Annotated in this window: 26 protein-coding genes, 3 tRNA genes and 1 pseudogene; 23 read left to right on the top strand and 7 right to left on the bottom strand. The window is 64.7% G+C overall.

The features are described from left to right. Positions 1-3 precede the first annotated feature (3 nt). From H7K34_RS20370 to H7K34_RS20360, 3 genes are all read right to left on the bottom strand, one after another. Positions 4-762 (bottom strand): hypothetical protein, encoded by a 759-nt coding sequence (locus H7K34_RS20370; RefSeq protein ID WP_264063884.1) that lies wholly within the window; start codon positions 760-762, stop codon positions 4-6. A gap of 72 nt (positions 763-834) precedes the next feature. Then, on the bottom strand, positions 835-1,506 hold the full coding sequence (gene lpqN / locus H7K34_RS20365; protein WP_108926188.1) for an envelope biogenesis lipoprotein LpqN: 672 nt from the start codon (positions 1,504-1,506) through the stop codon (positions 835-837). Between the two features lie 105 nt (positions 1,507-1,611). Beyond that, positions 1,612-3,987: a lysylphosphatidylglycerol synthetase family protein gene (locus tag H7K34_RS20360; protein ID WP_264063883.1), complete on the bottom strand. Its 2,376-nt coding sequence runs from the start codon at positions 3,985-3,987 to the stop codon at positions 1,612-1,614. A 215-nt stretch (positions 3,988-4,202) separates the two neighbouring features. On the opposite strand from H7K34_RS20360, the gene H7K34_RS20355 reads away from it, so the two are divergent. The 10 genes and pseudogenes from H7K34_RS20355 to H7K34_RS20310 all read left to right on the top strand — a co-directional run bounded on the left by H7K34_RS20355 (position 4,203) and on the right by H7K34_RS20310 (position 15,627). Continuing rightward, positions 4,203-5,150: a class I SAM-dependent methyltransferase gene (locus H7K34_RS20355; RefSeq protein WP_264063882.1), complete on the top strand. Its 948-nt coding sequence runs from the start codon at positions 4,203-4,205 to the stop codon at positions 5,148-5,150. A 103-nt stretch (positions 5,151-5,253) separates the two neighbouring features. After that, positions 5,254-5,976 (top strand): FadR/GntR family transcriptional regulator, encoded by a 723-nt coding sequence (locus H7K34_RS20350; RefSeq protein ID WP_264063881.1) that lies wholly within the window; start codon positions 5,254-5,256, stop codon positions 5,974-5,976. Beyond that, on the top strand, positions 5,973-6,770 hold the full coding sequence (locus H7K34_RS20345) for an MlaE family ABC transporter permease (RefSeq protein ID WP_108926190.1): 798 nt from the start codon (positions 5,973-5,975) through the stop codon (positions 6,768-6,770). The genes H7K34_RS20350 and H7K34_RS20345 overlap by 4 nt, the downstream gene beginning before the upstream one ends. A 1-nt stretch (position 6,771) precedes the next feature. Continuing rightward, positions 6,772-7,640, top strand: a pseudogene (locus tag H7K34_RS20340) (ABC transporter permease). 5 nt (positions 7,641-7,645) lie between these two features. After that, on the top strand, positions 7,646-8,860 hold the full coding sequence (locus H7K34_RS20335; RefSeq protein WP_264063880.1) for an MCE family protein: 1,215 nt from the start codon (positions 7,646-7,648) through the stop codon (positions 8,858-8,860). Further along, complete coding sequence (locus tag H7K34_RS20330; RefSeq protein ID WP_264063879.1) at positions 8,857-9,888, top strand: MCE family protein; 1,032 nt, start codon at positions 8,857-8,859, stop codon at positions 9,886-9,888. Before H7K34_RS20335 ends, H7K34_RS20330 begins: the two co-directional genes overlap by 4 nt. Further along, a complete protein-coding gene (locus H7K34_RS20325; protein WP_264063878.1) occupies positions 9,885-11,426 on the top strand; it encodes a virulence factor Mce family protein in 1,542 nt (513 codons plus the stop codon). The genes H7K34_RS20330 and H7K34_RS20325 overlap by 4 nt, the downstream gene beginning before the upstream one ends. Then, positions 11,423-12,922 carry a virulence factor Mce family protein gene (locus tag H7K34_RS20320; RefSeq protein ID WP_264063877.1) on the top strand — a complete coding sequence of 500 codons (1,500 nt, stop codon included), beginning with the start codon at positions 11,423-11,425 and terminating at the stop codon, positions 12,920-12,922. Before H7K34_RS20325 ends, H7K34_RS20320 begins: the two co-directional genes overlap by 4 nt. An 8-nt stretch (positions 12,923-12,930) precedes the next feature. Then, a complete protein-coding gene (locus H7K34_RS20315; protein ID WP_264064806.1) occupies positions 12,931-14,073 on the top strand; it encodes a virulence factor Mce family protein in 1,143 nt (380 codons plus the stop codon). A 3-nt stretch (positions 14,074-14,076) separates the two neighbouring features. Continuing rightward, positions 14,077-15,627 (top strand): MCE family protein, encoded by a 1,551-nt coding sequence (locus tag H7K34_RS20310; RefSeq protein WP_264063876.1) that lies wholly within the window; start codon positions 14,077-14,079, stop codon positions 15,625-15,627. 17 nt (positions 15,628-15,644) lie between these two features. Here H7K34_RS20310 and H7K34_RS20305 read toward each other — a convergent pair whose 3' ends face one another. Next, positions 15,645-16,376, bottom strand: a complete 732-nt coding sequence (locus H7K34_RS20305) for a TVP38/TMEM64 family protein (RefSeq protein ID WP_264063875.1) — start codon at positions 16,374-16,376, stop codon at positions 15,645-15,647. 163 nt (positions 16,377-16,539) lie between these two features. Here H7K34_RS20305 and H7K34_RS20300 point away from each other — a divergent pair, with 163 nt between their 5' ends. From H7K34_RS20300 to H7K34_RS20280, 5 genes are read left to right on the top strand one after another with little or no spacing between them, the layout of a single operon-like run. Next, positions 16,540-17,976: a CehA/McbA family metallohydrolase gene (locus H7K34_RS20300; RefSeq protein ID WP_264063874.1), complete on the top strand. Its 1,437-nt coding sequence runs from the start codon at positions 16,540-16,542 to the stop codon at positions 17,974-17,976. 58 nt (positions 17,977-18,034) lie between these two features. After that, on the top strand, positions 18,035-18,550 hold the full coding sequence (locus tag H7K34_RS20295; RefSeq protein WP_264063873.1) for a nitroreductase family protein: 516 nt from the start codon (positions 18,035-18,037) through the stop codon (positions 18,548-18,550). An 11-nt stretch (positions 18,551-18,561) separates the two neighbouring features. Further along, positions 18,562-19,332, top strand: coding sequence for a class I SAM-dependent methyltransferase (locus H7K34_RS20290; protein WP_264063872.1), 771 nt, complete (start codon positions 18,562-18,564; stop codon positions 19,330-19,332). A gap of 23 nt (positions 19,333-19,355) precedes the next feature. Further along, on the top strand, positions 19,356-19,814 hold the full coding sequence (cynS, locus tag H7K34_RS20285; RefSeq protein ID WP_108926200.1) for a cyanase: 459 nt from the start codon (positions 19,356-19,358) through the stop codon (positions 19,812-19,814). Further along, on the top strand, positions 19,814-20,827 hold the full coding sequence (locus H7K34_RS20280) for a patatin-like phospholipase family protein (RefSeq protein WP_264063871.1): 1,014 nt from the start codon (positions 19,814-19,816) through the stop codon (positions 20,825-20,827). Before cynS ends, H7K34_RS20280 begins: the two co-directional genes overlap by 1 nt. Before the next feature lie 121 nt (positions 20,828-20,948). Here H7K34_RS20280 and H7K34_RS20275 read toward each other — a convergent pair whose 3' ends face one another. From H7K34_RS20275 to H7K34_RS20265, 3 genes are all read right to left on the bottom strand, one after another. Then, positions 20,949-21,644 (bottom strand): crotonase/enoyl-CoA hydratase family protein, encoded by a 696-nt coding sequence (locus H7K34_RS20275; RefSeq protein ID WP_264063870.1) that lies wholly within the window; start codon positions 21,642-21,644, stop codon positions 20,949-20,951. Positions 21,645-21,704: 60 nt separating this feature from the next. Then, positions 21,705-22,547 (bottom strand): hypothetical protein, encoded by an 843-nt coding sequence (locus tag H7K34_RS20270; RefSeq protein ID WP_264063869.1) that lies wholly within the window; start codon positions 22,545-22,547, stop codon positions 21,705-21,707. 125 nt (positions 22,548-22,672) lie between these two features. Beyond that, on the bottom strand, positions 22,673-23,323 hold the full coding sequence (locus tag H7K34_RS20265) for an MBL fold metallo-hydrolase (protein WP_264064805.1): 651 nt from the start codon (positions 23,321-23,323) through the stop codon (positions 22,673-22,675). A gap of 182 nt (positions 23,324-23,505) precedes the next feature. Between H7K34_RS20265 and H7K34_RS20260 the strand changes: the two genes are divergently transcribed. The 8 genes from H7K34_RS20260 (at position 23,506) to H7K34_RS20225 (ending at position 25,869) form a co-directional block, all read left to right on the top strand. After that, positions 23,506-23,718: a type II toxin-antitoxin system VapB family antitoxin gene (locus tag H7K34_RS20260; RefSeq protein ID WP_264063868.1), complete on the top strand. Its 213-nt coding sequence runs from the start codon at positions 23,506-23,508 to the stop codon at positions 23,716-23,718. An 84-nt stretch (positions 23,719-23,802) separates the two neighbouring features. Further along, positions 23,803-23,875: transfer RNA gene (locus H7K34_RS20255), tRNA-Thr, on the top strand. Positions 23,876-23,912: 37 nt separating this feature from the next. Beyond that, positions 23,913-23,986 (top strand) — tRNA-Met (locus H7K34_RS20250). A gap of 35 nt (positions 23,987-24,021) precedes the next feature. Continuing rightward, positions 24,022-24,189 carry a 50S ribosomal protein L33 gene (gene rpmG, locus H7K34_RS20245; RefSeq protein ID WP_108926205.1) on the top strand — a complete coding sequence of 56 codons (168 nt, stop codon included), beginning with the start codon at positions 24,022-24,024 and terminating at the stop codon, positions 24,187-24,189. Between the two features lie 49 nt (positions 24,190-24,238). Next, complete coding sequence (hadA, locus tag H7K34_RS20240) at positions 24,239-24,715, top strand: (3R)-hydroxyacyl-ACP dehydratase subunit HadA (RefSeq protein WP_264063867.1); 477 nt, start codon at positions 24,239-24,241, stop codon at positions 24,713-24,715. Beyond that, positions 24,702-25,130: a (3R)-hydroxyacyl-ACP dehydratase subunit HadB gene (hadB, locus tag H7K34_RS20235; RefSeq protein WP_108926207.1), complete on the top strand. Its 429-nt coding sequence runs from the start codon at positions 24,702-24,704 to the stop codon at positions 25,128-25,130. The genes hadA and hadB overlap by 14 nt, the downstream gene beginning before the upstream one ends. 4 nt (positions 25,131-25,134) lie before the next feature. Beyond that, complete coding sequence (hadC, locus tag H7K34_RS20230; protein WP_264063866.1) at positions 25,135-25,650, top strand: (3R)-hydroxyacyl-ACP dehydratase subunit HadC; 516 nt, start codon at positions 25,135-25,137, stop codon at positions 25,648-25,650. 146 nt (positions 25,651-25,796) lie between these two features. Beyond that, positions 25,797-25,869 (top strand) — tRNA-Trp (locus H7K34_RS20225). Positions 25,870-25,875: the final 6 nt, after the last annotated feature.

The raw sequence follows: 25,875 nt of genomic DNA, 5'->3' as shown, positions 1-25,875 counted from the left end.
TCGCTACGGTGAGCAGCCTTTTCCGCGCAGGATCGGCGCGAGCCGGGCCAGCGGAACACTGGGTGCTACCGAACCTGGTGACACGCCGCCGGGGCCACGACCCGCAGGCATATAGAGGATCAGGTTGTCACGGTCCAGCGCCCAGGCCTGGTAGCTGTCGGCCAGCTCGCCCTCGGCGCGGTCGGGTTCGAACTGCTCGACCTGGAACGGCGACCCGCTCAGGGCCTGCTGCACAAAGGGATGCGCGATGGGCGGGATCGCCTTCAACGGATCCACGCCGGGGCACAGCAGGTCGGCGAGCTGCAGCTGACGGTTCGAGTCGAAGGTGAACGTGGTGATCTCGGCATTGGGGTGGGGCATGCTGCTGAAATACCAATCAGACTGGAATACCACAGTTTTCGTGGTCGATGCATTCGTGAGAACCTGCGACGTGATGTTGGCGTTGCCGGTTCCGTTGGCGTCCGTTTCGCCGTGATCGGTGAAGAATTTCCGGACGAAGGGTGTCAGGACCGGGCCGGCCGGCGGGGTGTCGACGAGGTCGACGGGGTACGCGGCGGTCACTTCGAGGTGGGCGCCGTTGACGTTCTTGCTCAATCTGCACTGTCCGACCTTGGCGTCCCACACTCCGTGCACGTCGTTGCAGAGACGGTTGGGAATCGGGGGCGGGCCGGCCGCTGGAGTGCCCGGGCTGTGGTTCGGACTCTGGCAGCCGCAGGCGATCAACATAGCGGCCGCGGCGATAGCGAGCCGGCTTCGTGGCATCGCCCCACCTTAAGGGCATGCAGACAGCGCGCCGCGGAGCGTGGTCGTCTCCGCGGCGCGATCCGGCTGCTGTCAGGGGGTAATGGTGGTCTGGTCGTCGATCACGTTGGTGGCCTCATTCAACGGGTCGTGATCGCTCTGCAGCGAATCGGCGTTGAACTGCAACACGTACACCCCGTCCTGGCTCGGGATCACCACTGTCTTCTGTGCGATGGCGCGCGTCTTGCCGTCCCTGGTGTACGTGCCACCTAGCTGCCAAGCCTGAAACCCGCCGAGCGTGGACGCATTGCCCTTGGAGCCCTCGTAGCCGGGGAGATTCTGCAGCTCGCCCGGGGCGTAGTGGAGGATCTTCGCCGGGTCGACGTTACCGGTGAGCTTCGAGAAAATCGCCACGATGGTGGGCGGATCAGCGGGATTGGCGGGCTGCGACTGGACGATGGCGCCGTAGGACGCGGCGCTGTTCTGCGCGATCTGCCAGCCCGGGGGCACCGGCAGGTTGATGGTGGGGCCGGGGTCGCCGCGGTGCACCGGGGTTTCGGTGATCTTGTTCTCGACGACATAGTCGGCGATGGACTTGTTGGCGTGTGCGCCCGGTGTCGCGCTGGTGGTCGTCGTGGTCGTCGTTGTCGACGTCGAGGTGCTTGTCGATGTTGATGTCTTGGTTTCTGACTTGCCGCCCGAGCCGCAACCCACGACCGCCAGACTCAGAGCCACGACAATGGTTGCTGCGGTGAAGTGTTTCATCGATCAATTCTCCCGGAAATTGGGCTAGCACCAGCGCCAGCCCCGCGAAATGAGACTAGCCGACATTGTCGGAGAAAAGTTGCTAGTTGAGTAGCGGTCGACCGGCTAGACCATGTCGTTGTCGGCGAGCCAGCGCATCACCGGCCAGCCGATGAAGACCGGCAGCCAGCAGGTGAGCACCCGATACAGCAGCACCGATGGCACGCCGACAGCGGCGGGCACCCCGAACGCGGCCAACCCACCGATCAGCGCCGCTTCGACGGCACCCACGCCGCCGGGCGTCGGCGCGGCCGAGGCCAGGGTGCCGCCGACCATCGTCACCACCGTGCAGGTGACGAATGTGGCGCCGCCGCCGAAAGCCTGGACGCTGGACCACAGCGCCAGCGCCGCACCGAGAGTCGTTCCGGCACAACCAAGTACGATCAGCGCGAGTCGCCTGGGTTCACGGACCAGCTCGATGAGGTCCTTGGCCACTTCCTGCAGCCGCGGGCGCACCGCCGTCGCCAGCCAGCCACGGAGCGTGGGCACGAACAGAAATGTGCCAACAATGCCCAGCGCCACACCCGCGATCAGGTAGAGCACCGTGGCATCGGGAACGAAATGCGAAAGGTCCATCGACGCGCCCGCCACGGTGCTGAACAAAATCAGCAATAGCAGGTGCATGATCACCTGTACCGATTGCTGCAGCGCCACCGCGGCGGTGGCCCGCATGACGGACAGACCGCTCTTCTGCAAGATCCGGGTGCTCAGTGCCAGCCCGCCGACGCCGGCCGGGGTCGTGGTGGCGGCAAAGGTGTTGGCTACCTGGGCTATTGACAGCTTCCAGAAGTTCACCGTCCCGTCGGTGCACGCCCACAACGCCGCCGCCGCACCCACATACGTCGAGGCAGAAATGAACGCACCCAATACTGCCCACCACCAGTTCGCCGTCCTGAGCTCGGAAAAGAATGTCGGCACGGTGCTGATGAACGGGTACGCGACATAGACCAGCGCGCCGAGCAGGACCAGCTGAACGACCTGACTACGGGTGAATCGGGTGATGGTTTCCTTCTCGATCTGATCCGCACCCGTTTGGGCTTTGACTTCGGCCCGGGCGGCCGAGATGACAGCGGACGCGTCGCCTACCGACTTGCGGACCCGTTTGGGCACAGCGGATTTGGTGAGCCGACGCGAGGCGGTCAAGATGTTGTCTTTGCCGAACGTATCGATGGCCGCCCGAACCGCCGACTTCGCGTCGTACAGCGCTGAGGTGGTCACCAGCAGCTGGGCCAGGTCGGATTGCAGTTGTGCTTCGGTGGCGCCGTATTCGGCGTTGCCGAACCCACCGAAGAGCACCGTGCCGTCGTCGACGGTGATCTCGTGGCTGCGCAGGTCGCCGTGCGAGATCTGAAAGTCGTGCAGCTTTCCCAGCGATTCCCATACCCGCGCGACCGGTGTCGTCTTTGTGCACTCGTCGAGCGGGATCCCCCGAACGGGCCTGTGGGCGTAGAGCGTCCATCCCCGGTCCAACGCCGCGAAGGCAATCGTCGAGGTGTTGGCCACGCCCACCTCACCGATGGCGATGGCCATCAACGCGCGATGCTCGACGGCGCGACGCATCGAGGCCTGTAGGGGAGCGGTCTCGGCATCACGCAGCCGCAGCTTGCGCCACAGCTCGCGCAGCGCGCCGCCACTGCGTTGGTGCGGGCCGTACAACTCGATCGCTGCCGTCGAATCGGGATCGCCGGAATCGGTCGACAGCACAAGCGGACCGGGTCCGGCGGGCCGGATCACCATCAGCCGTGAGACGACGAATCCTCGCTTGGCCATCGCACGGACCGCGGCCACCAGCGGCACTTCCAGCGCGGGTGTACCGACGGCCAGCACCACCAGGGCGCCGACGAACCAGCCCACCGCCAGCCCCACCAGCGAGCGGGCCGGGACGATGGCGCTGATGACGAGGTGGATCGGCACGAAGGCGAGCAGCAGCGCCCACCACCAGTGTCGCCAGCGCGCGGGAAGCCAGGGGCCGGAAACCGTCAGCACCGCGGCCAGCATCGCGATCCAGCGCGGGTCGTCGAGGAACTGCGCGGGTAGCGTGCTCAGCCGGTCCGAGACATCGAAGTGCCAGCGGGGTGCCGCCAGGCGGTTGCTGCTGATCGACAAGGGGAGTGCCGCGAGAATCGCGGCGGCCCCGTAGGCGCCCAACAGTTTCCACTGTCGGGCGACAATCAGGCCGATCAGGATCACGAATGGCAGCGCCAGAATCGCGAAGCCGTATAGCAGGTAGACCACGTCCGATTGCGTGGGCGACAAGACCCCGACAATCTGGGAGACGGATTTCTCCAGCCGAATCCAGCGGGTGCGGGTGACCAGCGAGCCGGTGATCACCGTCGCAAGAAACGCTGTGGCCAGGATCAACCGCAGAATGTCATTGGTCCGCCGATTCACCGGTTGCAGCAAGCTGCCCGAAACGCTGATCTCGCGCCCGTCAACTCGCATGACCGTGATCCTTCGAAATCCCTGGGCCCGTGCGCCGCTGTGAGCGGCCCGCCGACAACTTAACCGGATACCTGCGGGCAAGCGCGCATGAACCTGGTGGACAGCTTGTTTACCTGCGGGTAAACGGTAGCCGGACGCCGCCGATGGACACAGCGTGCGGACAGTTCGCTCACGTAAGGTCGCCCAAAGTGTGCGTCAACCGGGAGGACGTGAGCGTGGCCAGGACCGAGAACGACAGCTGGGAGATCACCGAGAGCGTGGGGGCGACGGCGCTGGGCGTCGCGGCGTCCCGAGCGGCGGAGACCGAGAGCGAAAATCCGCTGATCCGCGATCCGTTTGCCCGCGTCTTCCTCGACGCGGCCGGTGACGGGGTGTGGAATTGGTACTCCGCTGCGCAGCTGCCCGCCGAGCTCCTCGAGACCGAGCCCAATTTGGCGCAGCAGATGCAGGCGATGGTCGGCTATATGGCTTCCCGGACCGCCTTTTTCGACGCGTTCTTTCTGGACGCGACGAACGCGGGCATCTCCCAGGCGGTGATTCTGGCGGCCGGCCTGGACTCGCGGTCCTGGCGGTTGCCGTGGCCGGACGGCACTACGGTGTACGAGCTCGACCAGCCCAGGGTGCTCGATTTCAAAGCGTCGACGTTGGCCGACCATGGGGCGCAACCCGCCTGCAACCGGGTCGCCGTCCCGGTGGACTTGCGCCAGGACTGGCCGAAGGCCTTGCGCGAGGCCGGTTTTGACGCCTCAGCACCCAGCGTCTGGTCGGCCGAGGGGCTGATGCCATATCTGCCGGCCGCAGCCCAGGAGCTGCTGTTCGAACGCGTTCAGGGCCTGACCGTCACCGGCAGCCGGATCGGTGTGGAGGCGCTGGGGCCGAAGTTCCTCGACCCCGAAGCCCGGACGCGCCGGAAGGCGCGGATGGATCGCGTCCGCGCGGCGTTCGCCAAAGCGGACCTGCAGCGCGAGGTCCCCAGCACCGACGAATTGTGGTACTTCGAAGAGCGCGAAGACGTGGGTGCCTGGTTCGGTCGCCACGGCTGGGACGTGACGGTGACGCCTTCGCTGGAACTGATGGCCGGCTATGGCCGCAGGCCGGTGGAAGAGGTCGAGAACGACGTCCCCGGCAACCTGTTCGTCGCCGCGCAGCGGACGGGGAATTAGCGCCCCGGGCAAACACCGATCCCGGATGGACGGCGTGGGCTGCGCGACACGCCAGTGGTCTGACCACTTGACGTCTGACCTATGGCCGAGAATGCTCTTGCGCATGGCGCTGCAGCCGGTGATCCGCCGATCGGTGCCCGAAGAGGTCTTCGAGCAGATCGCGGCCGATGTACTTAGCGGGGAGATGCAGCCCGGTGAGGCACTCCCCAGCGAGCGCCGCTTGGCAGAAGTTCTTGGGGTGTCCCGACCGGCCGTTCGCGAGGGTCTCAAGCGGCTTTCGGCGGCTGGCCTCGTCGAGGTTCGCCACGGCGACGTCACTACCGTGCGTGACTTCCGCCGGCACGCGGGCCTGGACCTGCTGCCCCGGTTGGTATTACGCAAGGACGAGCTCGACATCTCCGTAGTCCGCAGCGTGCTCGAGGCCCGGCTGCGTATCGGCCCGAAGGTTGCCGAACTGGCGGCTGAACGGCATGGGCCTGAATTGGCCGGCTTGTTCGAGGATTCGCTGCGCGATCTCGGGACCGAACGCGATCCCATCGTGTGGCAACGCCACTCCCTCAAGTTCTGGGATCAGGTGGTCGATAGCACCAGCTCAATCGTATTTCGGTTGATGTACAACGCCTTTCGCGCCGCATATGAGCCGGCGCTGGCTGCCCTGGCCGGCGGGATAACCGCTGAGGTCAAACGCCCGGACGCCTACCGGAAATTGGCCGATGCGATCTGCGCCGGCGATGCCGTCGGGGCGAGGAAAGCCGCCAACGACTTGCTCGAACTCGCCAACACCGCGATGCTGGCCGCTCTCGACCGCCCGGGGAGGCGGCGATGAGCACCCACACCGTGATCGCCACTTATCTCCGCGGTCAGATCCAGCCCGGGATTGACGCGGTCGGCGGCTTCTGTCAGATGTGCGTCTTGACCGGCAAGGCGCTGTTTCGACGGCCCTTCCAGTGGGGTGAGGTGATCGAGCAGGGCTGGTTCATCACGAACGTTTCGTTGCTGCCAACCCTGGCGGTCTCGATTCCGTTGACAGTGCTCATCATCTTCACGCTCAACATCCTGCTGGCCGAGTTCGGCGCTGCCGACATCTCCGGCGCGGGCGCGGCGCTGGGCGCGGTCACCCAGTTGGGCCCGCTGACCACCGTGCTGGTGATCGCCGGCGCCGGGGCGACAGCCATCTGCGCCGACCTGGGCGCTCGGACCATCCGTGAGGAGATCGACGCGATGGAGGTGCTCGGCATCGACCCCATCCACCGGCTGGTCGTGCCCCGCGTCGTCGCCGCGACCATCGTCGCCGCACTGCTCAACGGCGCGGTGATAACCATTGGCCTGGTAGGCGGTTTCGTCTTCGGTGTCTTCATCCAACACGTTTCGGCCGGCGCCTATGTCGGCACACTCACCCTGGTCACCGGCTTGCCCGAAGTGGTCATCTCGGTGATCAAGTCGGCCATCTTCGGGATGATCGCCGGCCTGGTCGGCTGTTATCGCGGGCTTACCACCAAGGGCGGTCCCAAAGGCGTGGGCACCGCCGTCAACGAGACGCTGGTGTTGTGCGTGATCGCGCTCTTTGCGGTCAACGTGGTTCTGACCACGATCGGCGTGCGGTTCGGGACGGGGCGCTGACATGTCGACCTTCGCCGTGCTGCGCGCCCGCTACCCGCGCACTAGTTCCAACCTCAACCACTACGGTGGCGGCGCGGTCCGAAGGCTCGAGCGGATTGGGATTTTCGCGAGGTTCACGCGGATCAGCGTCACGCAGATTGGGTGGGCGCTGCACCGCTACCGCACCGAGACGCTGCGACTCATCGCCGAGATCGGCATGGGCACCGGCGCGATGGCCGTGATCGGCGGCACGGTCGCCATCATCGGGTTTGTGACGCTATCCGGCAGTTCGTTGATCGCCATCCAGGGCTTCGCCTCGCTGGGCAACATCGGTGTCGAGGCGTTCACCGGATTCTTTGCCGCACTGGCTAATACACGCGTCGCCGCGCCCATCGTCTCCGGTGTCGCGCTGGCCGCCACGGTCGGCGCGGGTGCCACCGCCCAGTTGGGTGCGATGCGGATCAGCGAGGAGATCGACGCCCTGGAAGTCATGGGCATCAAGTCGATCTCGTATCTGGTCTCCACCCGGATCCTGGGCGGGCTGGTGGTGATCGGGCCGCTGTACGCGCTGGCTCTCGACATGGCCTTCACCTCGGGCCAGCTCGTCACCACCGTGCTCTACGGACAGTCGAACGGTACCTACGAGCACTACTTTCGTACCTTCCTGCGTACTGAGGACGTTTTTGGTCGGTCGCCGAGGTCGTCACGATCGCGGTGGTGGTGATGATCACCCATTGCTACTACGGGTACACCGCCAGCGGTGGCCCCGTCGGCGTCGGCCAGGCAGTCGGCCGATCGATGCGTTTCTCGCTGGTCTCGGTGGTGGTCGTCGTCTTGCTGGCCCAGTTGGCGCTGTACGGCGTCGACCCGAACTTCAACCTCACGGTGTAACCGCCATGGCCGCGGAATTGACGCGCAATACCCGACGCGTCGTGCTCTACGTCGAGGGCATGGTCTTACTTCTGGTCAGCGCGATCGTTCTCACATTGGTGTACATGCAATTTCGGGGAGACTTCACGCCGAGGACCGAGCTGACCATCGTCGCCGCGCGGGCGGGCCTGGTGATGGAACCGGGAGCGAAAGTCACCTTCAACGGGGTGGCGATCGGTCGGGTGGCCAGCATCTCGGAGATCGAACGGGACCGCAGCCCGGCGGCGAAACTGGTGCTGCAGGTAAATCCGGAGTACATCAAGCTGATTCCGGCCAACGTGGAAGCCACCATCGAGGCAGCCACCCTGTTCGGAAACAAATATGTGTCGCTGGTCTCGCCGGAAAACCCGCAGCAGCGCCGGATCTCGCCGCATGACGTGATTGACGTGCGCTCGGTGACCACCGAGTTCAACACGCTGTTCGAGACGATCACCTCTCTCGCCGAGAAGGTGGATCCGATCGAGGTCAACGCCACGTTGTCCGCGCTGGCCCAGGCCCTGGACGGACTGGGCAGCAACTTCGGGGATTCGATCGTCAATGGCAATCAGATTCTGGCGCAGTTGAATCCGCGAATGTCAGAGTTCGGCCACGACGTGCGTGGATTGGCCGATCTCGGCGAAACCTATGTCCGTGCATCGCCGGACTTGTGGGCCTTTTTGCAGAATGCGGTGACCACCGCGCGCACACTCACCCGGCAGCAGAGCGATCTGGATGCCGCATTGTTGGCGGCGGTGGGTGTGGGCAAGACAGGCGAAGACATCTTCACCCGCGGCGGGCCGTATCTGGTGCGCGGCGCCGCCGACCTGGTGCCGACCGCGGCGCTGCTTGACACCTATAGTCCCGCACTGTTCTGCACGATCCGCAACTTTCACGACGCGGCGCCCCTGATCCTGAATGCCGTTGGCGGGAACGGCTATTCGCTGGCGGCGGCCGGATCAATCCTGCCGGCGCCCAACCCCTATGTCTATCCCGACAATCTGCCGCGTGTGAACGCTCACGGGGGACCCGGCGGGCGACCGGGTTGCTGGCAGACCATCACCCGGGATTTATGGCCGGCGCCGTATCTCGTAATGGACACCGGAGCCAGCCTCGCGCCGTACAACCACTTCGGGCTTGGCCAGCCGATGTTCGCTGAATACGTCTGGGGACGCCAATCCGGGGAGAACACGATCAACCCATGAGAATCACTGGCACGGCAGTCAAACTCGGAATGTTGTGGTTGGTCCTGTTGGTGTTCACCGTGCTGATCATCGTCGTGTTCGGCCAAGTACGCTTCGACCGCACCACCGGGTATTCGGCGGTGTTCACCCATGTCAGCGGGCTACGAGAGGGCCAGTTTGTCCGCGCTTCGGGGGTGGAGGTCGGCAAGGTCTCCAAGGTCACGCTGATCGACGGCGACAAGCGGGTGTTGGTGGAGTTCGCCGTGGAGAACTCGCTTGAGCTCGACAAGGCGACGACCGCGTCGATCCGCTACCTCAACCTCATCGGCGACCGTTACCTGGAGCTCAGGCGTGGTGACAGCGGTCAGCGGCTGGCCCCGGGCGGCAGGATCCCGCTCGAGCACACCCAACCGGCCTTGGATCTCGACGCTTTGATCGGTGGGTTCCGCCCGCTCTTGAAGGCCTTAGATCCCGACAAGGTGAACAGGATAGCTTCCTCGATCATCACCGTGTTCCAGGGTCAGGGCGGCACCATCAACGACATTCTCGACCAAACCGCTTCGCTCACTGCAACATTGGTTGACCGCGACCAGGCGATAGGCGAGATCATCACCAACCTGAATACCGTGCTGGCAACCACTGTCAAGCACGAGAAGGAGTTCGATGGAACCGTCGACAAGCTGGAGGTGCTGATCACCGCGCTGAAGAACAGGGCCGATCCGTTGGCCGCGGCCGTGGCCCATATCAGCAACGCGGCAGGTACGCTGGCCGACCTGTTGGGCGAGGATCGGCCGTTGCTGCACAGCACTTTCGGACATCTCGAGGACATTCAGCAGTCGCTCATACACGATCTGCCGACTCTCGATCATGTATTGGGCAAGCTGCCGGAGGCCTATCGGATCATCGGCCGTTCCGGCGGCACCTACGGCGACTTCTTCAACTTCTACCTGTGCGACCTCTCGCTGAAAGTCAACGGATTACAGCCGGGCGGGCCGGTACGCACCATCAAGCTCTTCGGTCAGCCCACGGGCAGGTGCACGCCGCAATGAGAACGCTGACGGAATTCAACCGGGGCCGGGTCGGGCTGATGGGTGTGGTGGTTACGCTGCTGGTAATTGGTGTGGGGCAGAGCTTTACCAGCGTGCCGATGCTGTTCGCCACCCCAACCTACTATGCGGAATTCGCCGACACTGGCGGCATCAACACGGGCGACAAGGTGGAAATCGCTGGGGTACAAGTCGGTCTGGTGCGCTCGCTGGCGATTCGCGGCAACAAGGTCGCGATCGGATTCTCGTTGGTCGGCCGGATGATCGGGAAGGAAAGCCGTGTGGCGATTCGCACCGACACCATTCTCGGCCGCAAGAATATGGAGATCGAACCGCGTGATTCAGATCCGTTGCGGCCCAACGGGTTTCTTGCGCTGGCACAGACCAATACGCCATACCAGGTCTACGACGCGTTCGTCGATGCCACCAAGGCGGCCACGGGCTGGGACATCGAGGCGACCAAACGCTCGCTGAAGGTGCTGTCGGAGACCTTCGATCAGACCGCTCCGCATCTGAGCGCCGCCCTCGACGGCGTCACGAAATTCTCGGACACGATCGGCCAGCGCGGGGAGCAGCTCAAGCAACTGCTGGCGAATGCCAACAAGGTCGCGCGCGTACTCGGCAACCGCAGCGAACCGTTCAACGGGCTGCTGGTCAACGCCGACACCCTGCTGGCCGCATTCAGGCAACGCAGCCAGGCGCTGAGCATTCTGCTGAGCAACGTGTCGGACGTATCAGCTCAGGTGTCTGGCCTGTCCAAGGAGAACCCCAACCTCAACCATGTGCTGGCGCAGCTGAGTACCGTCAGCGACGAGTTGGTCAAGCGCAAGAAGGACCTGGGTGATGTGCTGATCCTGCTCAGCAGGTACACCGCGTCCCTCGCGGAAGCCGTCGCTTCCGGGCCGTACTTCAAGGCGATCGTGGTGAATCTGCTGCCCTATCAGATCATTCAGCCGTGGATTGACGCGGCGTTCAAGAAGCGGGGCATTGATCCGGAGAACTTCTGGCGCAGCGCGGGGCTGCCCGAGTTCCGCTTCCCAGACCCCAATGGCACTCGGTTGCCCAATGGCGCGCCGCCGCCGGCGCCGCCGGTGCTGGAGGGCTCCCCGGAGCATCCCGGGCCGGCCGTCCCGCCCGGATCACTGTGTTCCTACACGCCGGCCGCGGGCGCCTTGCCCCGGCCCGACAATCCGTTGCCGTGCGCAGGTGCCGCCATCGGCCCGTTCGGTGGCCCCGGCTTCCCGGCACCGCTTGACGTTGCGGCGTCGCCGTCCGACTCGAACGGCCTACCGCCGGCGCCGGGCATCCCGATCGCCGGGCGGCCGGGACAGACCCCGCCGGGCGTTCCGGGCACACCGGTGCCGGTACCGGCCAACGCGCCTCCGGGTGCACGCACCGAACCGCTCGGACCGGCCGGCCCGCCGCCACCGTCGACGTTCGCGCCGGGCCTGCCGCCGGGCCCGGCAGCACCACCGGGACCCGGGCCGCAGCTGCCTGCCCCGTTGATCACACCCAGCGGGACCGGAGGTAGCAACCAATGAGCACCATCTTCGACATCCGCAATATTCACCTGCCGAACGTCTCCCGCAAGGCAATGCTCGTCGCAGTGGTGGTTGTGGTGTCGGCGATGGCCGCGCTCGTCGTTGGAGTGCAGCTATACCGCAAACTGACCAGCACCACCGTTGTTGCCTATTTTTCCGAGGCCCTCGCGCTGTACCCCGGCGACAAAGTTCAGATCATGGGTGTACGGGTCGGTGCGATCGACAAGATCGAGCCGGCCGGCGACAGGATGCGAGTCACCTTTCACTACAGCACCAAGTACAAGGTGCCCGCCAACGCCACCGCGTCGATCCTCAACCCCAGCCTGGTGGCCTCGCGGACCATCCAATTGTCGCCGCCTTATATCGACGGGCCGGTGCTCAGCGACGGCGCAGTGATCCCGATCGAGCGCACCCAGGTGCCGGTCGAGTGGGATCAGCTGCGCGAGTCCATCAATGGGATCCTGCGCCAGCTCGGGCCGACGGCGGAGCAACCCAAGGGGCCGTTCGGCGAGCTCATCGATTCGGCCGCGGACAACTTGGCCTGCAAGGGGAAGCAGGTTCACGACACGCTGAACAGCTTGTCGGAGGCGTTGACGGCGCTGAACGAGGGCCGCGGGGATTTCGTCTCGATCACTCGAAGCCTGGCGCAGTTCATCAGCGCGCTGTATCGCAACGATCAACAGTTCATCGCGCTCAACGACGACCTGGCCCATTTCACCGACTGGTTCGCCAAGTCTGACCATGACGTAGCCGACACGGCCACACGGGTCGACGATGTCCTTACCATCGCGCGAAAATTCTTGAACGACAACAGGTCGACGGTGGCTCACGACGTCGACAACCTTGCCGACGCGACCACCGCCCTGCTGCAACCTGAGCCGCGGGACGGTCTGGAAACCGCGCTACACGTGCTGCCAACCTTTGCGGCCAACTTCAACAACATCTACTACCCGGCGCACAGTGCGCTGGTGGGAACCTTCGTGTTCCCGAACTTCGCGAATCCCATGCAGTTCATCTGCAGCGCGGTCCAGGCGGGCAGCCGACTGGGTTATCAGGATTCCGCCGAGCTGTGCGCGCAATACCTGGCGCCGGTTCTGGACGCCATCAAGTTCAATTACCTGCCGTTCAGCGCGAACCCTTTCAGCTCGGCGGCCGCTCTGCCCAAAGAGGTGGCTTACTCGGAGGAGCGGCTGCACCCGCCGCCCGGATACAAGGACACCACCGTCCCCGGGATCTTCTCGCGGGACACACCGTTTTCGCACGGCAACCACGAGCCGGGCTGGGTCGTCGCGCGCGGGATGCAGGGCACTGCGGTTCAGCCGTTTACTGCGAACATGCTGACCCCGGAATCGTTGGCCGAGCTGATGGGTGGTCCGGACATCGCGGCCCCGCCGCCGGGGACCAATCTTCCCGGACCGCCGAATGCCTTTGATGAGTCCAATCCGCCTCCACCGCAGTGGTTTCCGCGTCCCGCACAGGCGGAGGCGGGCCGGTGAGGGCGGTGATGCGGCTGACTGTCGGCGCCGGTCGCCGCGGACTCGTGTTCTTACTGGTCGCGCTGGTATTGACTTCGTGTAACTGGCGTGGCATCGCCAACGTGCCGTTGCCGATCGGCCGTGGCGCGGGTCCCAATCACCTGACGATCTACGTGCAGATGCCGGACACGTTGGCGCTCAACACTAATAGCCGGGTGCGCGTGGCTGACGTATGGGTCGGAACCGTGCGTGACATCAGGCTGAAGAACTGGATAGCGACCCTGACGCTGGATCTCGATCCGGCCGTGAAGCTTCCGGTGAACGCAACCGCGAAGATTGGTCAGACCAGCCTGCTGGGCACGCAGCACGTCGAGCTTGCCGCGCCGAAAAACCCGTCACCGCAACTGTTGAAGACCGGTGACACCATCGGACTGATGAACTCCTCGGCCTATCCCACCGTCGAACGGACATTGGCCAGCATCGCGGTCATCCTCACCGGCGGAGGCATCACGAACCTCGACGTGATTCAAACCGAGATCTTGAAAATCCTGGACGGCCACGTCGATCAGGTGCACGAATTCCTCGGGCGGCTAGACACATTCATCACCGAGCTGAACCGGCGGAGCGGCGACCTCACCCGCGCAATCGATTCGACCAATCAACTGCTGACCATCGTCGCGAACCACAACGACACGCTGGATCAGGTGCTCACCGACATCCCGCCGCTGATCCGGCACTTCGCCGACACGCGCGAATTGTTCGCCGACGCCACCGAATCGCTGGGGCGATTCAGCGACGTCGCCAATCGAGCGCTGTCAGATAGCCGGCCCGACCTTCGGCAGAACCTGCAGTCCTTGCAGCGACCGCTCAAACAATTGGGTCTGGCCTCGCCGTATGTGGTCGACGCGTTGAGGTTGGGCCTTACGGCGCCGTTCAACATCGACGGCGTCTCGAAGGTGATTCGCGGCGACTTTGTCAACGTGTCGGCCGCGATCGACTTGACGCTCAGCACCCTCGATAACGCGGCGCTGAGCGGAACGGGGCTTTCCGGGGCATTGCGGGCGCTCGAACAGGCGTGGGGACGGGATCCGGCCACCATGATCCCGGATGTCCGCTATACGCCGAACCCGAACGATGCCCCGGGAGGACCGCTGGTGGAAAGGGGTGAGTGAGAAGTGTTGACTCGCTTCATCAAAACCCAGCTGGTGTTGTTGGTGGTGTTCTCGGTCATCGCCGTGGTGGTCCTCGGTTGGTACTTCCTGCGGCTACCCAGCCTTGCCGGGATCGATCGATACACGTTGTACGCCGAATTGCCGCGGTCCGGGGGCCTGTACCGAACCGCCAACGTCACGTATCGCGGCATCACGATAGGCACGGTGACCAACGTGGAGCCCACCGAGCGGGGCGCCCGAGCGATGATGAGCATCGACGAGGGCTACCAGATCCCGACCGATGCGTCGGCCAATGTGCACTCGGTGTCGGCGATCGGCGAGCAGTACATCGACCTGGTGTCGACCCGCACCGGCGGTCCGTATTTTCACAACAACCAGACGATCACCAAAGCCACGGTCCCCAGCCAGATTGGCCCTGCGCTTGACGCCGCCAACCGCGGATTGGCGGTGCTGCCCAAGGAGAAGGTGGCGTCATTGCTGCACGAGGCGTCAGAGGCGCTCGGCGGGCTGGGGCCGTCACTTCGTCGTCTGGTCGACGCCACCCAGGCGATCAGCCACGACTTCAAGGGCAGCATCGACGATGTCGACGAGATCATCGAGCATTCGGCTCCCATCCTCGACAGCCAGGTCAATTCCGGTGACGACATCGCGCACTGGTCCGCCAACCTGCGCTCCCTGACCGCGCAGACCGCGCAGCAGGATCAAGTGATTCGTCGCATCCTGGCCAACGCGGCGCCGACCGCCGAACAAGTCGGTGCCACCTTCGGCGACGTGCGAGAGTCGCTGCCGCAGACGCTGGCCAATCTCGAAGTCGTGATCGACATGCTCAAGCGCTACCACAGCGGGGTCGAGCAGGCGTTGGTGTTCTTGCCGCAGTCCGGCGCGATCGCCCAGTCGGTTACCTCGGAATTTCCCGGCCAGGCGGCGCTCGGAATCGGTGCCTTGTCACTCAACCAACCACCACCGTGCCTGACCGGCTTCATGTCGGCATCGGAATGGCGGGCACCGGCCGACACCACCACCGCGCAGCTGCCGAGCGGCACCTACTGCAAGATTCCGATGGATGCGCAGAATGCGGTTCGCGGAGCACGCAATTACCCGTGTCCGGACGTGCCCGGCAAGCGCGCGGCGACCCCGCGGGAGTGCCGTAGCAGCGAGCCCTATGTGCCGCTCGGGACCAACCCCTGGTACGGCGACCCGAATCAGCTCCTCACCTGTCCTGCGCCGGCCGCGCGTTGTGATCAGCCGGTCAAACCGGGGCAGGTGATCCCGGCGCCGTCGGTCAACAATGGGCAGAACCCGCTGCCCGCGGATCGGGTGCCGGGCACACCGCCCCCGGTCAGCGACCCCCTGCAGAGACCGGGGTCAGGCACTGTCCAGTGCAATGGGCAGCAACCCAACCCGTGCAGCTACACGCCCAGCGCGGCGCAGGGGTCGATTTACGACGTGCAGAGCGGGTTGGTCGTAGGCCCAGACGGCGAAGTGTATTCCGTTGAGAACTCCAGGCACACCGGCGAAGACGGGTGGAAGGAGATGCTGGCACCGGCGCAGTGAAGCCTCAGCCGGGTTCCTCAGCACGTCCCGGCTCCCCGATCCGAATCGGGGATACCGTCATCCCCGTCCTGGGCGGCGTGCCCGCGCCATTTCCGATATCCGTGTCGCGCGGCGAACGCGCCGGCGAGGGCGGTCACGCACCACACCGCGATTGCCGAATATGCCAGCGCCGACGACTTATTCGCGATCGAGGCACCCAGCGCGGTGTAGGCGAATGCACGCGGCATCGAGCCGATGAACGAACCAATAGCTATCTGCCACAACGGAACTCCGAACGCCCCGAACGCGTAGGAGGCGAGCGCATCCGACAGGCCGGGAATGAACCGCTGGCCAACGACCGCGTACAAACCGCGACGTTCGATCAGCGCATCGATGCGCTGCGCGCGTTGCTTTCCCAGCAGAGCCCGCGCGCTGCCCCGGCTCGCCCGGCGGCCGACCCCGCTCGCGACGATCGCGGTCCCCATCGCGGCGCAGAGCGTCACGAAGATGCCGAGCACCGGGCCGAACAAAAGGCCGCTGCCCGCGGCCAGGATCGAGCCCGGCACGAACAATGCGCCCAGGACGGCCGACACCACGACGTAGGCCAGCGGCGCGGCCGGACCGGTCGCCGACACGGCGCGCCGCACGGTTTCGATGTCGATGACCCGCGCGATGGCGACCAGGTAGAACATACCGAGTAGCAAGCCGGCGAACACGACGAGCCGCACGATATGGCGTCGCCGGGATGCCGGTGAGGAATTGTCGATCATGCTGACCGCGATTCTCGCGCACCGGGTGTTGCCACGGAGTCATCAGCGCCCCGACGGCGGGCGTTCGTGTCGATGTAACGGGTGGTTAGACCTTCATGGCGAATGCTGTGGGCGCAACCCGACGCCGTCGTCGGAATGGTTACGGGCCGACGGGAGACAAGCCGTGAGCATCGTCAGGGTCGGGCCCGGTGCGATCACCGGGCAACGCGACGGCAAAGTCATCGAGATAGCGTTTTCGGGACGGTTTGGTTTTGGTATCTACCGGTGGGCTTACCTGCCGTTTGATGTGCCGCGGGGTGTGCAACAAATTCGGGTCGCCACCTCCCACGACGTCGGGGTTGGCGGTCTGGCACGAAATGTGTTGGATCTAGGGATGTTTAGCTCTGCCGGCTACGGCCTGGGCAATGTGGCCGGGTTCCGGGGCTGGTCCGGCGGGGCCCGCGACGGCTTTGTGATCTCGCCCGCTTATGCCACGCCCGGCTACCTGGCCGGCCCCGTCGAGCCGGGGGTGTGGGAGGTGGCGCTGGGCCCGGTGGTGCTGAGCCCGTGGGGGATGGCGTGGCAGGTGCGGGTCACACTGGACACCGAGCCGCCTGCCGCCCAAAACGGGCCGCCGGTCGCGCGGGACTCAGCGTCGATCGCGTTCACGCCCGCCTCGGTCGGCGGTGCGCGCTGGTATCGCGGTGATCTGCATCTGCATACGGTTCACTCCGACGGTGAGCGCGATCCCGGTGAACTGGTGTCCGCCGCGCACGCTGCTGGGCTCGACTTCATCGTCTCCACCGAGCACAACACCACCTCCGCCAACCGGGTCTGGCCCGGCTGCCGCACCGGATCACTGTTGGTGATCCCGGGCGAGGAGGTGACCACCCGCCACGGCCACTGGCTCGCCGTCGGCTTGCCCCCGCGCGCCTGGGTCGATTGGCGATACGGGCCGCGCGACTGCGTGTTTCCCCGCTTCGCCGCCGAGGTTCGCCAAGCCGGCGGCCTGGTGGTCGCGGCCCATCCTGCCGCGCCACTGCCGGGATCGGCGTGGGAATTCGGATTCGCCGACGTGGACGCGCTGGAGGTGTGGAACGGCCGGTGGAACGTCGATGATGAGCTGTCCCTTCGTATTTGGCAACGACTGTTGCGCCAGGGCCGGCGCATGGTCGCGGTCGGCGGCAGCGACTCGCACGCCAAACGCCAGCCGGTCGGCGCGCCGCAGACGGCAGTACACGCGGCCGAGCTGTCGATCACCGCAATCGTCGACGGGCTGCGCCGCGGCCGCTCCTACATCGTGGGATCCCGCGAAGTCGCGTGCGAGCTGACCGCGTCCAGCCCGAACGGCGACGTGGCCGGACCCGGGCAGCAGTTGCGGGTGGCGCCCAAGACGGCGGTGACGGTCACCGCCGTGATCAGCGGAGCTCCCGGCACCATCGCGACCCTGGTCACCGCGGCCGGCTGTGCGGGGCGAGCGCCGGTGGCCTCGGTGCGCACCCGGCTGCAATGGGAGCTTGACGCCGCGTCGGCGCGCTTTGCCCGACTCGAAGTACGTGACAGGCGGCGGGGTCGGCTCGGCGCGATGGTCGCCTTGACGAATCCGGTATGGCTAACCTGAGAAAGGGCAAGACACACCAGCATTCGCGACGGCCGGCGCCGACGAGAGAGGGACGAGATTGGAAACCTGGGATGCGATCTGTGCTCGGCGCAACGTCCGGCAATACCAGCCACAACCGGTGTCAGAGGACGATCTGAACCGGATCACCGAGGCCGGATGGCGGGCGCCGTCGGCGAAAAATCGCCAGCCGTGGGACTTTGTGATCGTCACCGACGCGGCTGCGCTGCAGGAGCTATCGACGGTTTGGCGCGGCGCCGGTCATATCGCGTCGGCGCCGGCCGCGATCGTTTTGGTGGTACCGGTTCCACCGGACGATCGCCGGCTGGTGACCGACAACTACGACGTCGGCCAGGCGACGATGGCGATGATGATCGCGGCGACCGACCTGGGAATCGGCACCGGCCATTCGTCGGTGGGTGATCAGCAGAAGGCGCGCGCGATCCTGGGCGTCCCGGACGGCTACCTGGTGGCCTTTATGCTCGGCGTCGGGTATCCAGCCGATCGTCCGCTCACGCCAATCCGCAAGCCGGACCGGCGCCCGTTCGACGAAGTCGTCCACCGCGGACACTGGTGAAGAGCGAGAAAGTGGCAGACGTGGCGCGCGAGCACAAAGGCGAATACGGGTACGACGGTTCGTTCCACACCGTCTCGGCCGGGGCGCAGGTGGCCGGGGTGGCAGGCATCTCCGCCGTCTTATTGGCCGGTGCCGGCGTTGCCCTGGCCCGTGGTAATCGGGTGGCGGCAGCGCTCGGCGCGGCCGGGGCGGCCGGGGCGGCCGAGCTTCTCGCGACGACCGCTTCCTACATCTATGCGACCAGGCGGGGCAAGTTCGTGGCGTGGAACCGGATCCTCGATGAGCTGGGGCTGCAAGGCGACGAAACCGTGCTCGACCTCGGATGTGGCCGCGGGGCGGTGTTGTGCGCCGCGGCCAAACGGTTGCCGCGGGGCCGTGCGATAGGCGTCGATCTCTGGCGTGCCGACCAGACCCAAAACTCGCAGCAGGCAACGCTGTCCAACGCGGAGCTGGAAAACGTCGCCGACCGCATCGAGGTGCACACCGCCGACATGACCGCGCTGCCGTTGGCCGACGAGAGCGTGGACGCCGTCGTCAGCAACCTGGCCATCCACAACATTGCGAGCTCGCAGGGCCGGCGAAAGGCCTTGGACGAAGCGATTCGGGTGCTGCGCCCGGGTGGCCGCCTCGCGATCGCCGACCTATGGGAAACCAGCCGCCACGCCGCACATTTGCGCGACCTGGGTTTCGATGACGTGCGACACCGCAACGCCGGTTGGCGCATGTGGTTCGGTGGCCCCTGGTTTGCAACGCGTGTAGTCACTGCGACCAAGCGCAGTTAGCCCCCGTGCAGCATGCTGGATTCATGAACAGAAACGAGATCACCGAACAGATCGTCGTTGCGCGCCTGACGCGCGGCCTCACCTGGCAGGAGCTGGCCGACGCCATCGGCCAGCCGGTGGTGTGGACCACCTCGGCGTTGCTAGGCCAGCATCCGATTCCGCCGGAGCTCGGCAAGCTGCTGGCCGAGATGCTCGGTCTCGACCTGTCGGTGGTGCCGGTGCTCGCGGCGCCGCCGATGCGTGGTGGACTGCCCACCGCGGTGCCGACCGACCCCACCATTTACCGCTTCTACGAAGCACTTCAGGTGTACGGTGGCGCCATCAAGGAACTGATCCACGAGCAGTTCGGCGACGGCATTATGAGCGCGATCAACTTCAGCGTCGACCTGCAGAAGAAGCCGCACCCGTCGGGTGATCGTGTCGTCGTCACTTTCGACGGCAAATACCTTGCCTACGACTGGGTTTCAGCGCAAGGGGAGTAATGGCCAAGGCGAGTCGGCAGCCGAAACCCGCGGATCTCGTCCTCTCCGGTGGGGGCGTCAAGTTCATCGGCCTGGTCGGTGCCATCGTCGCCTTGATGGACGCGGGATACACATTCCCGCGGGTGTCCGGAGTTTCGGCCGGATCGGTTGTCGGCGCGATCTTGGCTGCCGCGTCCAAGGGTGACCAGCTGACGAGCCAGGAGGTCAAGGACCTCGCGCTGTCGGCTCCGCTGAGCAAATGGCGCGACGCGGGACCCGTCCCGGTTCTCGGTGCCGCGTGGGGACTTGTCCGGGACACCAGCATGTTTCGGGGTGATGCCGCCTACGACTGGATTCGCGGCGAGCTGAAGAACCTCGGTGTCACCTACTTCGGCGATCTGGTACTCGACGAGGACACGCTGCCCGAGGACCGGCGCCAAAAGCTGGTGGTCACCGTCGCTGACGTGACCGCGGCACAGTTGGTGAGACTGCCCTGGGACTACCGGCGGCTCTACGGGCTGGACCCCGATGAGCAGCTGGTCGCCGACGCCGTGCGCGCGTCGATGGCCATCCCGTTCTTTTACCGCCCGGTCAAGCTGACCGGGGTCAGCGGCACGACGTCAACACTCGTCGATGGTGGTGTGCTGTCGAACTTTCCGATTGACACCTTTGACCGGTTTGACGGAAAACCGCCACGCTGGCCCACATTTGGGATCACTGTCTTACCCAGGCTCAATGAGGGCTTCAGCGCGGTGATGCCCGCGCTGAAGCCGCTGCGATTTTTCGAGCAGACGGCGTTGCTGGAAAGTCTGCTCACCACCATGCTGACGGGCCACGACCAGACCCACCTCAACCAGCCGTGGGTTGCCGCCCGCGCGATCGCCGTCGAATCGACCGATGTGGGTGTGCTCGACTTCGATGTGGCGGCGGATCGCCTCGAGGCGCTGTACGCCAAGGGCCATGAGGCGGCGCAGCAATTCCTGCTGACGTGGGACTGGGCGGGGTATCTCAAACGGTTCCGCTGGGCGATTTGACGTCAGGTCCGCTGCGGCCGCCAGGGTGAAGTGACGACTCATCGCCGCCGTGCCACACTTCGAAATGGAGGAGGCGACGGGAGGGTGAGGCGGTTGCCCGGGCAACCGCATCGCCTCCTCCTTACAGGCCGAATTCGGCTTCTATGCCGTCGATTCCGGCGCGCAGCGCCTTGAGGGATTCTTCGCGGGCACGCAATTTTGTTGCGAGATGCGCTTGCTGCTTCAGGCCGGCGAATTCCTGCGCGGCTTCCTCGGCGCGGCTGACCACCATCTCAGGCAACACGATCTCGTCGACAAAGCCTGCGGCGAGCGCGGTTTCACCGAAGAACGTCTTGGCCAGCCCGGTGGCTTGCTGATACGCCGACCGCGTTAGCCGTAGCTTCAGGATCTCGAGGGCCGCGTAGGGGATCGTCATGCCGATCGCCACCTCGTTGGCCTGGATGTTGTAGGCGTGGGCGGCCACCCGGTGATCGCCGGAAGCCAATAGGAACGATCCCATCGCGATGGCGTGTCCGGTGCAGGCGATCACTACCGGCTTTGGGTAGGTCAAGAGTCGATACGACAACTCGAAGCCGCCCCGCAGCATGTCGATCGCCGGCTGTGCCTCGCCGGAGGTCAGGATCTTCAGGTCGAATCCGCCGCTTAACACCCGCTCGTTGCCGGTGAGCACCAGTGCGCCGACGTTGTCACTGTCGGCCTGGTCGATCGCCTCGTTGATTGCCGCCTGCATCGTTGGACCCAGCGCGTTGACCTTGCCGTCGTCCATTCTGATGACTGCGACGGAATCTTTGAGGCTGTAGGTAACCGGACCGCTCATGAAGTCGATTGAATCAGATCGGCATTGCGCGACCCCGCGGGGCCAGACCTAGGCCGACGGTCACACGTGCTCGTCGCGATGTTTACCCAGATCGCTTTTGCCGTTACCCAAGCGCAGGCCGACATCGGTGGGTGCGTCGACCTGCCGGGCGCGCCAGCGGTCCTGAGTTTCGGCCACCGCATTGTTGATTCGTTCGATCTCGCTGCGGAACACGTCGGCGCGCGTTTCCTTGCTCGCGTAGTGAAAGTAGGTCAGCAGGCCGCGCAGCAGTTCCAGCTTCTGCTTTTCCCGCTTGGCCAAGTCGTGCGTCGTCATCAACTCGATGCGCTGAACGGGCGGCAGGGCCTCCCAGTCCAGCACCACGCTGGTCTGCAGCGGCTGGCGCTCGCGTTCCCAGAACCGCCACCCTCGCGGCTTATCGGCGCGGTCGTAATAGATCACCGATCCGGCAAAGCGAGATTCGATGCCGCCGCCGATTTCGGCGCGATCGAGCGCTGAATCCCAGACCATCCGCCACTCCTGGCCGGGTGCGAGCACCGGCAATTCGCGGGGGAGCTGCAATTCGACGACTTCTGCATAGCCGTCGCTGGAATTCTCGTATTCGGCCACCGTTGGTGGAGTCGGAAATGAAAACCGGATGTCGTAGGCCGCGGTCCGGCCGAAATTGCGGACCACCAGCTCGATCACATGCCAGTCCGCCGCATGCGGTTCCATCAGCATGCCGACGTGGGGCCGAGTCTGCTCGGCGGCCAATCGCCGGTTGCGGCTGATCTGGTGGTTGGTAAACACCAGCGCGACGATGCCGAGCGCGATCGCGGCCCACGCCGCCCATACCAGCCAGGTGCTGGACTCCACGTCGGTGACCCCGTGCCAGCTGCCTTGGATCCACCCCATTGAATCCATCCCTTCGCTACATCACAGCGATGTGCACCCGAAATTCTGCTGCTCCGGCTGCGGAATCGCAACGATCAGGCTAATTACTCAAGTGGCCACAAATATCGACCGAGAGAAACGCCTCGCTCAATCTGTTAGCCGCCCATCAACATTCGCCACTGATCAAGATTGGTGGCTCGATACACATAATTGGAACGCTTGACCTCGGCCAGCGACGCGCTCGGGTCGGCGGAATACCAGTGCCCTGGAAAAACCGTCGGGTCGCCTGGCAGCGCGGCCAGCTGCTGCAGACTGCGGTACATCTCGTCGGGGTCACCGCCCGGAAAATCGGTGCGCCCGCAGCCATCCAGGAACAGCGTGTCACCGGCAACCAGCCGACCGTCGAGCAGAAAGCACTGGCTACCCGGCGTATGGCCCGGAGTATGCAACAGCTCGATCTCGATGTCGCCGATGTTGATCCTGTCGCGATGCTCATGCGTGGTCAGGTCGCCGACGGCGATCCCGGTGACTCGGGAAACCCAAAGCGCTTCATGGGTATTGACGTGCACTGGCACACTGGTCCGCTCCAGTAACTCGGCCAGTCCGTTGAGCTCGAAACCCATCATCGACCCGCCCACGTGGTCCGGGTGGTGGTGGGTCACCAGCACGCCGGACAGGCGCATGCCGTCGGCCTCCACCGTGTCGACCAGATCGCCGGCTGCATATGCCGGGTCGACGACGACGCAATCCCCGGTCTGACGGTCGCCGATCAGGTATGCGAAATTGCGCATCTGTACCGCGAACATATCGCCGGCGGCAAAATCGCGGCCGGCGAGCAGTTGGCGGAAATACAGTCGATCCGCTGACGAGTCTGTCACCGCACCAGACTATGACCCGGCCAACAGGCCTGGTATTTCGGGCGCATCGTGGCCTTTCGTACGGGCTTTTTCGAACGCTTTGGCTGGTGTTCGGTGGGTATTGTTGGCCCATGCTGAAGAAGGTCGAAATGGAGATCGACGACGATCTTGTCCAAGAGGCAATACGTCGCTATCACCTGGCCGACGCCCGCGAGGCCGTCCATCTCGCGCTGCGGACTCTGCTCGACGACACGGCGGACGCACCCGGAGACCACGAGGACATTTACGACGAGTTCAGTGACCTGGGCGCATGGCAACCGCACCGCAACAGTGGCGGGGGCTGAACGCTGCGGCGTGGTTTGGTGCCGTCGCGCGTCGCGCTGTACCCTCTTTTTGGCCCGAGGCACGACTGATCGCTACGGGTTCAGGCCCCCTTAGCTCAGTCGGTAGAGCGTTTCCATGGTAAGGAAAAGGTCAACGGTTCGATTCCGTTAGGGGGCTCGGCGGGACGCCGAGCAGGCGGGCGGCGCGTACCAGAGGCGGTGTAGCTCAGTCGGTTAGAGCGAACGACTCATAATCGTTAGGTCGCCGGTTCGAGTCCGGCCATCGCTACAACACAACAATGTGACGTGTGAAAGAGAATTGAAATGGCTTCCAGTACCGATGTTCGGCCAAAGGTCACTTTGGCCTGCGACGTGTGTAAGCACCGCAACTACATCACCAAAAAGAACCGCCGCAACGACCCTGATCGGCTGGAGCTGAAGAAGTTCTGCCCGAACTGCGGCAAGCACCAGGCTCACCGCGAGACGCGCTAACCTCCACCTACGAGTGTTTACTCAGACTGACTAGGTAGGTTTTGAAGCCGTGCCATTGACCGCAGATATCGTCGGGATGCATTACCGCTATCCCGACTATTACGAGGTGGAGCGGGAGAAGATCCGCGAGTACGCGGTGGCCGTACAGAACGGCGATGCCTGGTTCTCGGCGGAGGGAGCCGCCGCCGAGCTCGGCTACAAGGGGCTGCTGGCCCCGTTGACGTTTTGCTGTGTGTTCGGCTACCAGGCTCAGACGGCGTTCTTCAAATACGCCAATGTAGCTGTCCAGGATGCCCAGATCGTCCAGGTTGACCAGGTACTGAAGTACTTTAAGCCGCTCGTGGCAGGCGACCGGCTCTACTGCGACGTGTACGTGGATTCAGTGCGTGTGTCGCACGGCACCCAAATCATCGTGACCAAGAACATCATCACCAACGAGGCGGGCGAAATCGTGCAGGAGACCTATACGACCCTGGCGGGTCGTGCTGGTGACGATGGAGAGGGATTTTCTGATGCCACTGCGTGAGTTCAGCTCGGTGAAGGTGGGCGACCAGCTTCCGGAGAAGACTTACCCGCTGACCCGCCAGGATCTGGTGAACTACGCGGGTGTTTCGGGCGACTTGAACCCGATCCACTGGGACGACGAGATAGCCAAGGTCGTCGGGCTGGATACCGCGATCGCGCACGGCATGCTGACCATGGGCATTGGCGGCGGTTACGTCACCGCGTGGGTCGGCGATCCCGGCGCGGTCACCGAGTACAACGTGCGATTCACGGCGGTCGTGCCGGTGCCCAACGACGGCAAGGGAGCCGAGCTGGTCTTCACCGGTCGGGTCAAGTCGGTCGATCCGGAGAGCAAGTCGGTGATCATCGCAATCAGCGCCACTACCGGGGGCAAGAAGATCTTCGGACGGGCCATCGCGTCGGCCAAGTTGGCGTAGTCGAATGGCGCTCAAAACCGATATCCGCGGCATGGTGTGGCGGTATCCGGATTACTTCATCGTGGGCCGCGAGCAGCTACGTGAGTTTGCCCGATCCATCAAGAACGAGCACCCGGCCTACTACGAAGAAGCAGCGGCAGCCGAACTCGGCTACGACGCGATCATCGCACCGCTAACCCTCGTCACGATCTTCGCCAAGCACGTGCAGCTGGATTTCTTCCGCCACGTCGACCTGGGGATGGAGAGCTTGGTGATTGTCCAGGTTGAACAGAGGTTCGTCTTCAACAGGCCGATCCTGGCGGGCGACAAGCTGTGGGGGCGGATGGACGTCGTGTCGGTCAGCGAGCGTTTCGGCGCCGATATCGTCCTGACCAAGAACGTCTGCACCGACGACAACGGTGAGGTCGTGATGGAGGCCTACACCACGTTGATGGGGCAATACAACGAGGCTCCGGACGACGGTTCCCTACAGCTCAAATGGGATCCCGCATCCGGGCAGGTCATCAGGACGCGTAATTAGTATCTGACTCCCGTGCCGATGTACACTCGGACCTCGGGGTTTTCCCATTACAGCGCGCTGTCCGTAGGTTCGGCGATCACCGAACGGAGAGCGCGCGTGTCATGTAGGCCCCGGTAGGTAAGCGCAGGTTGGCCTGCCAACCGCGAAGGGGCGTAGCTCAACTGGCAGAGCAGCGGTCTCCAAAACCGCAGGTTGCAGGTTCAAGTCCTGTCGCCCCTGCAGAAG

The organism is Mycobacterium montefiorense (assembly GCF_025823255.1).
In the GTDB taxonomy this organism is placed as follows: domain Bacteria; phylum Actinomycetota; class Actinomycetes; order Mycobacteriales; family Mycobacteriaceae; genus Mycobacterium; species Mycobacterium montefiorense.
The sequence above is the reverse complement of the archived record's forward strand: the minus strand, read 5'-3'. Positions and strand labels throughout refer to the sequence as shown.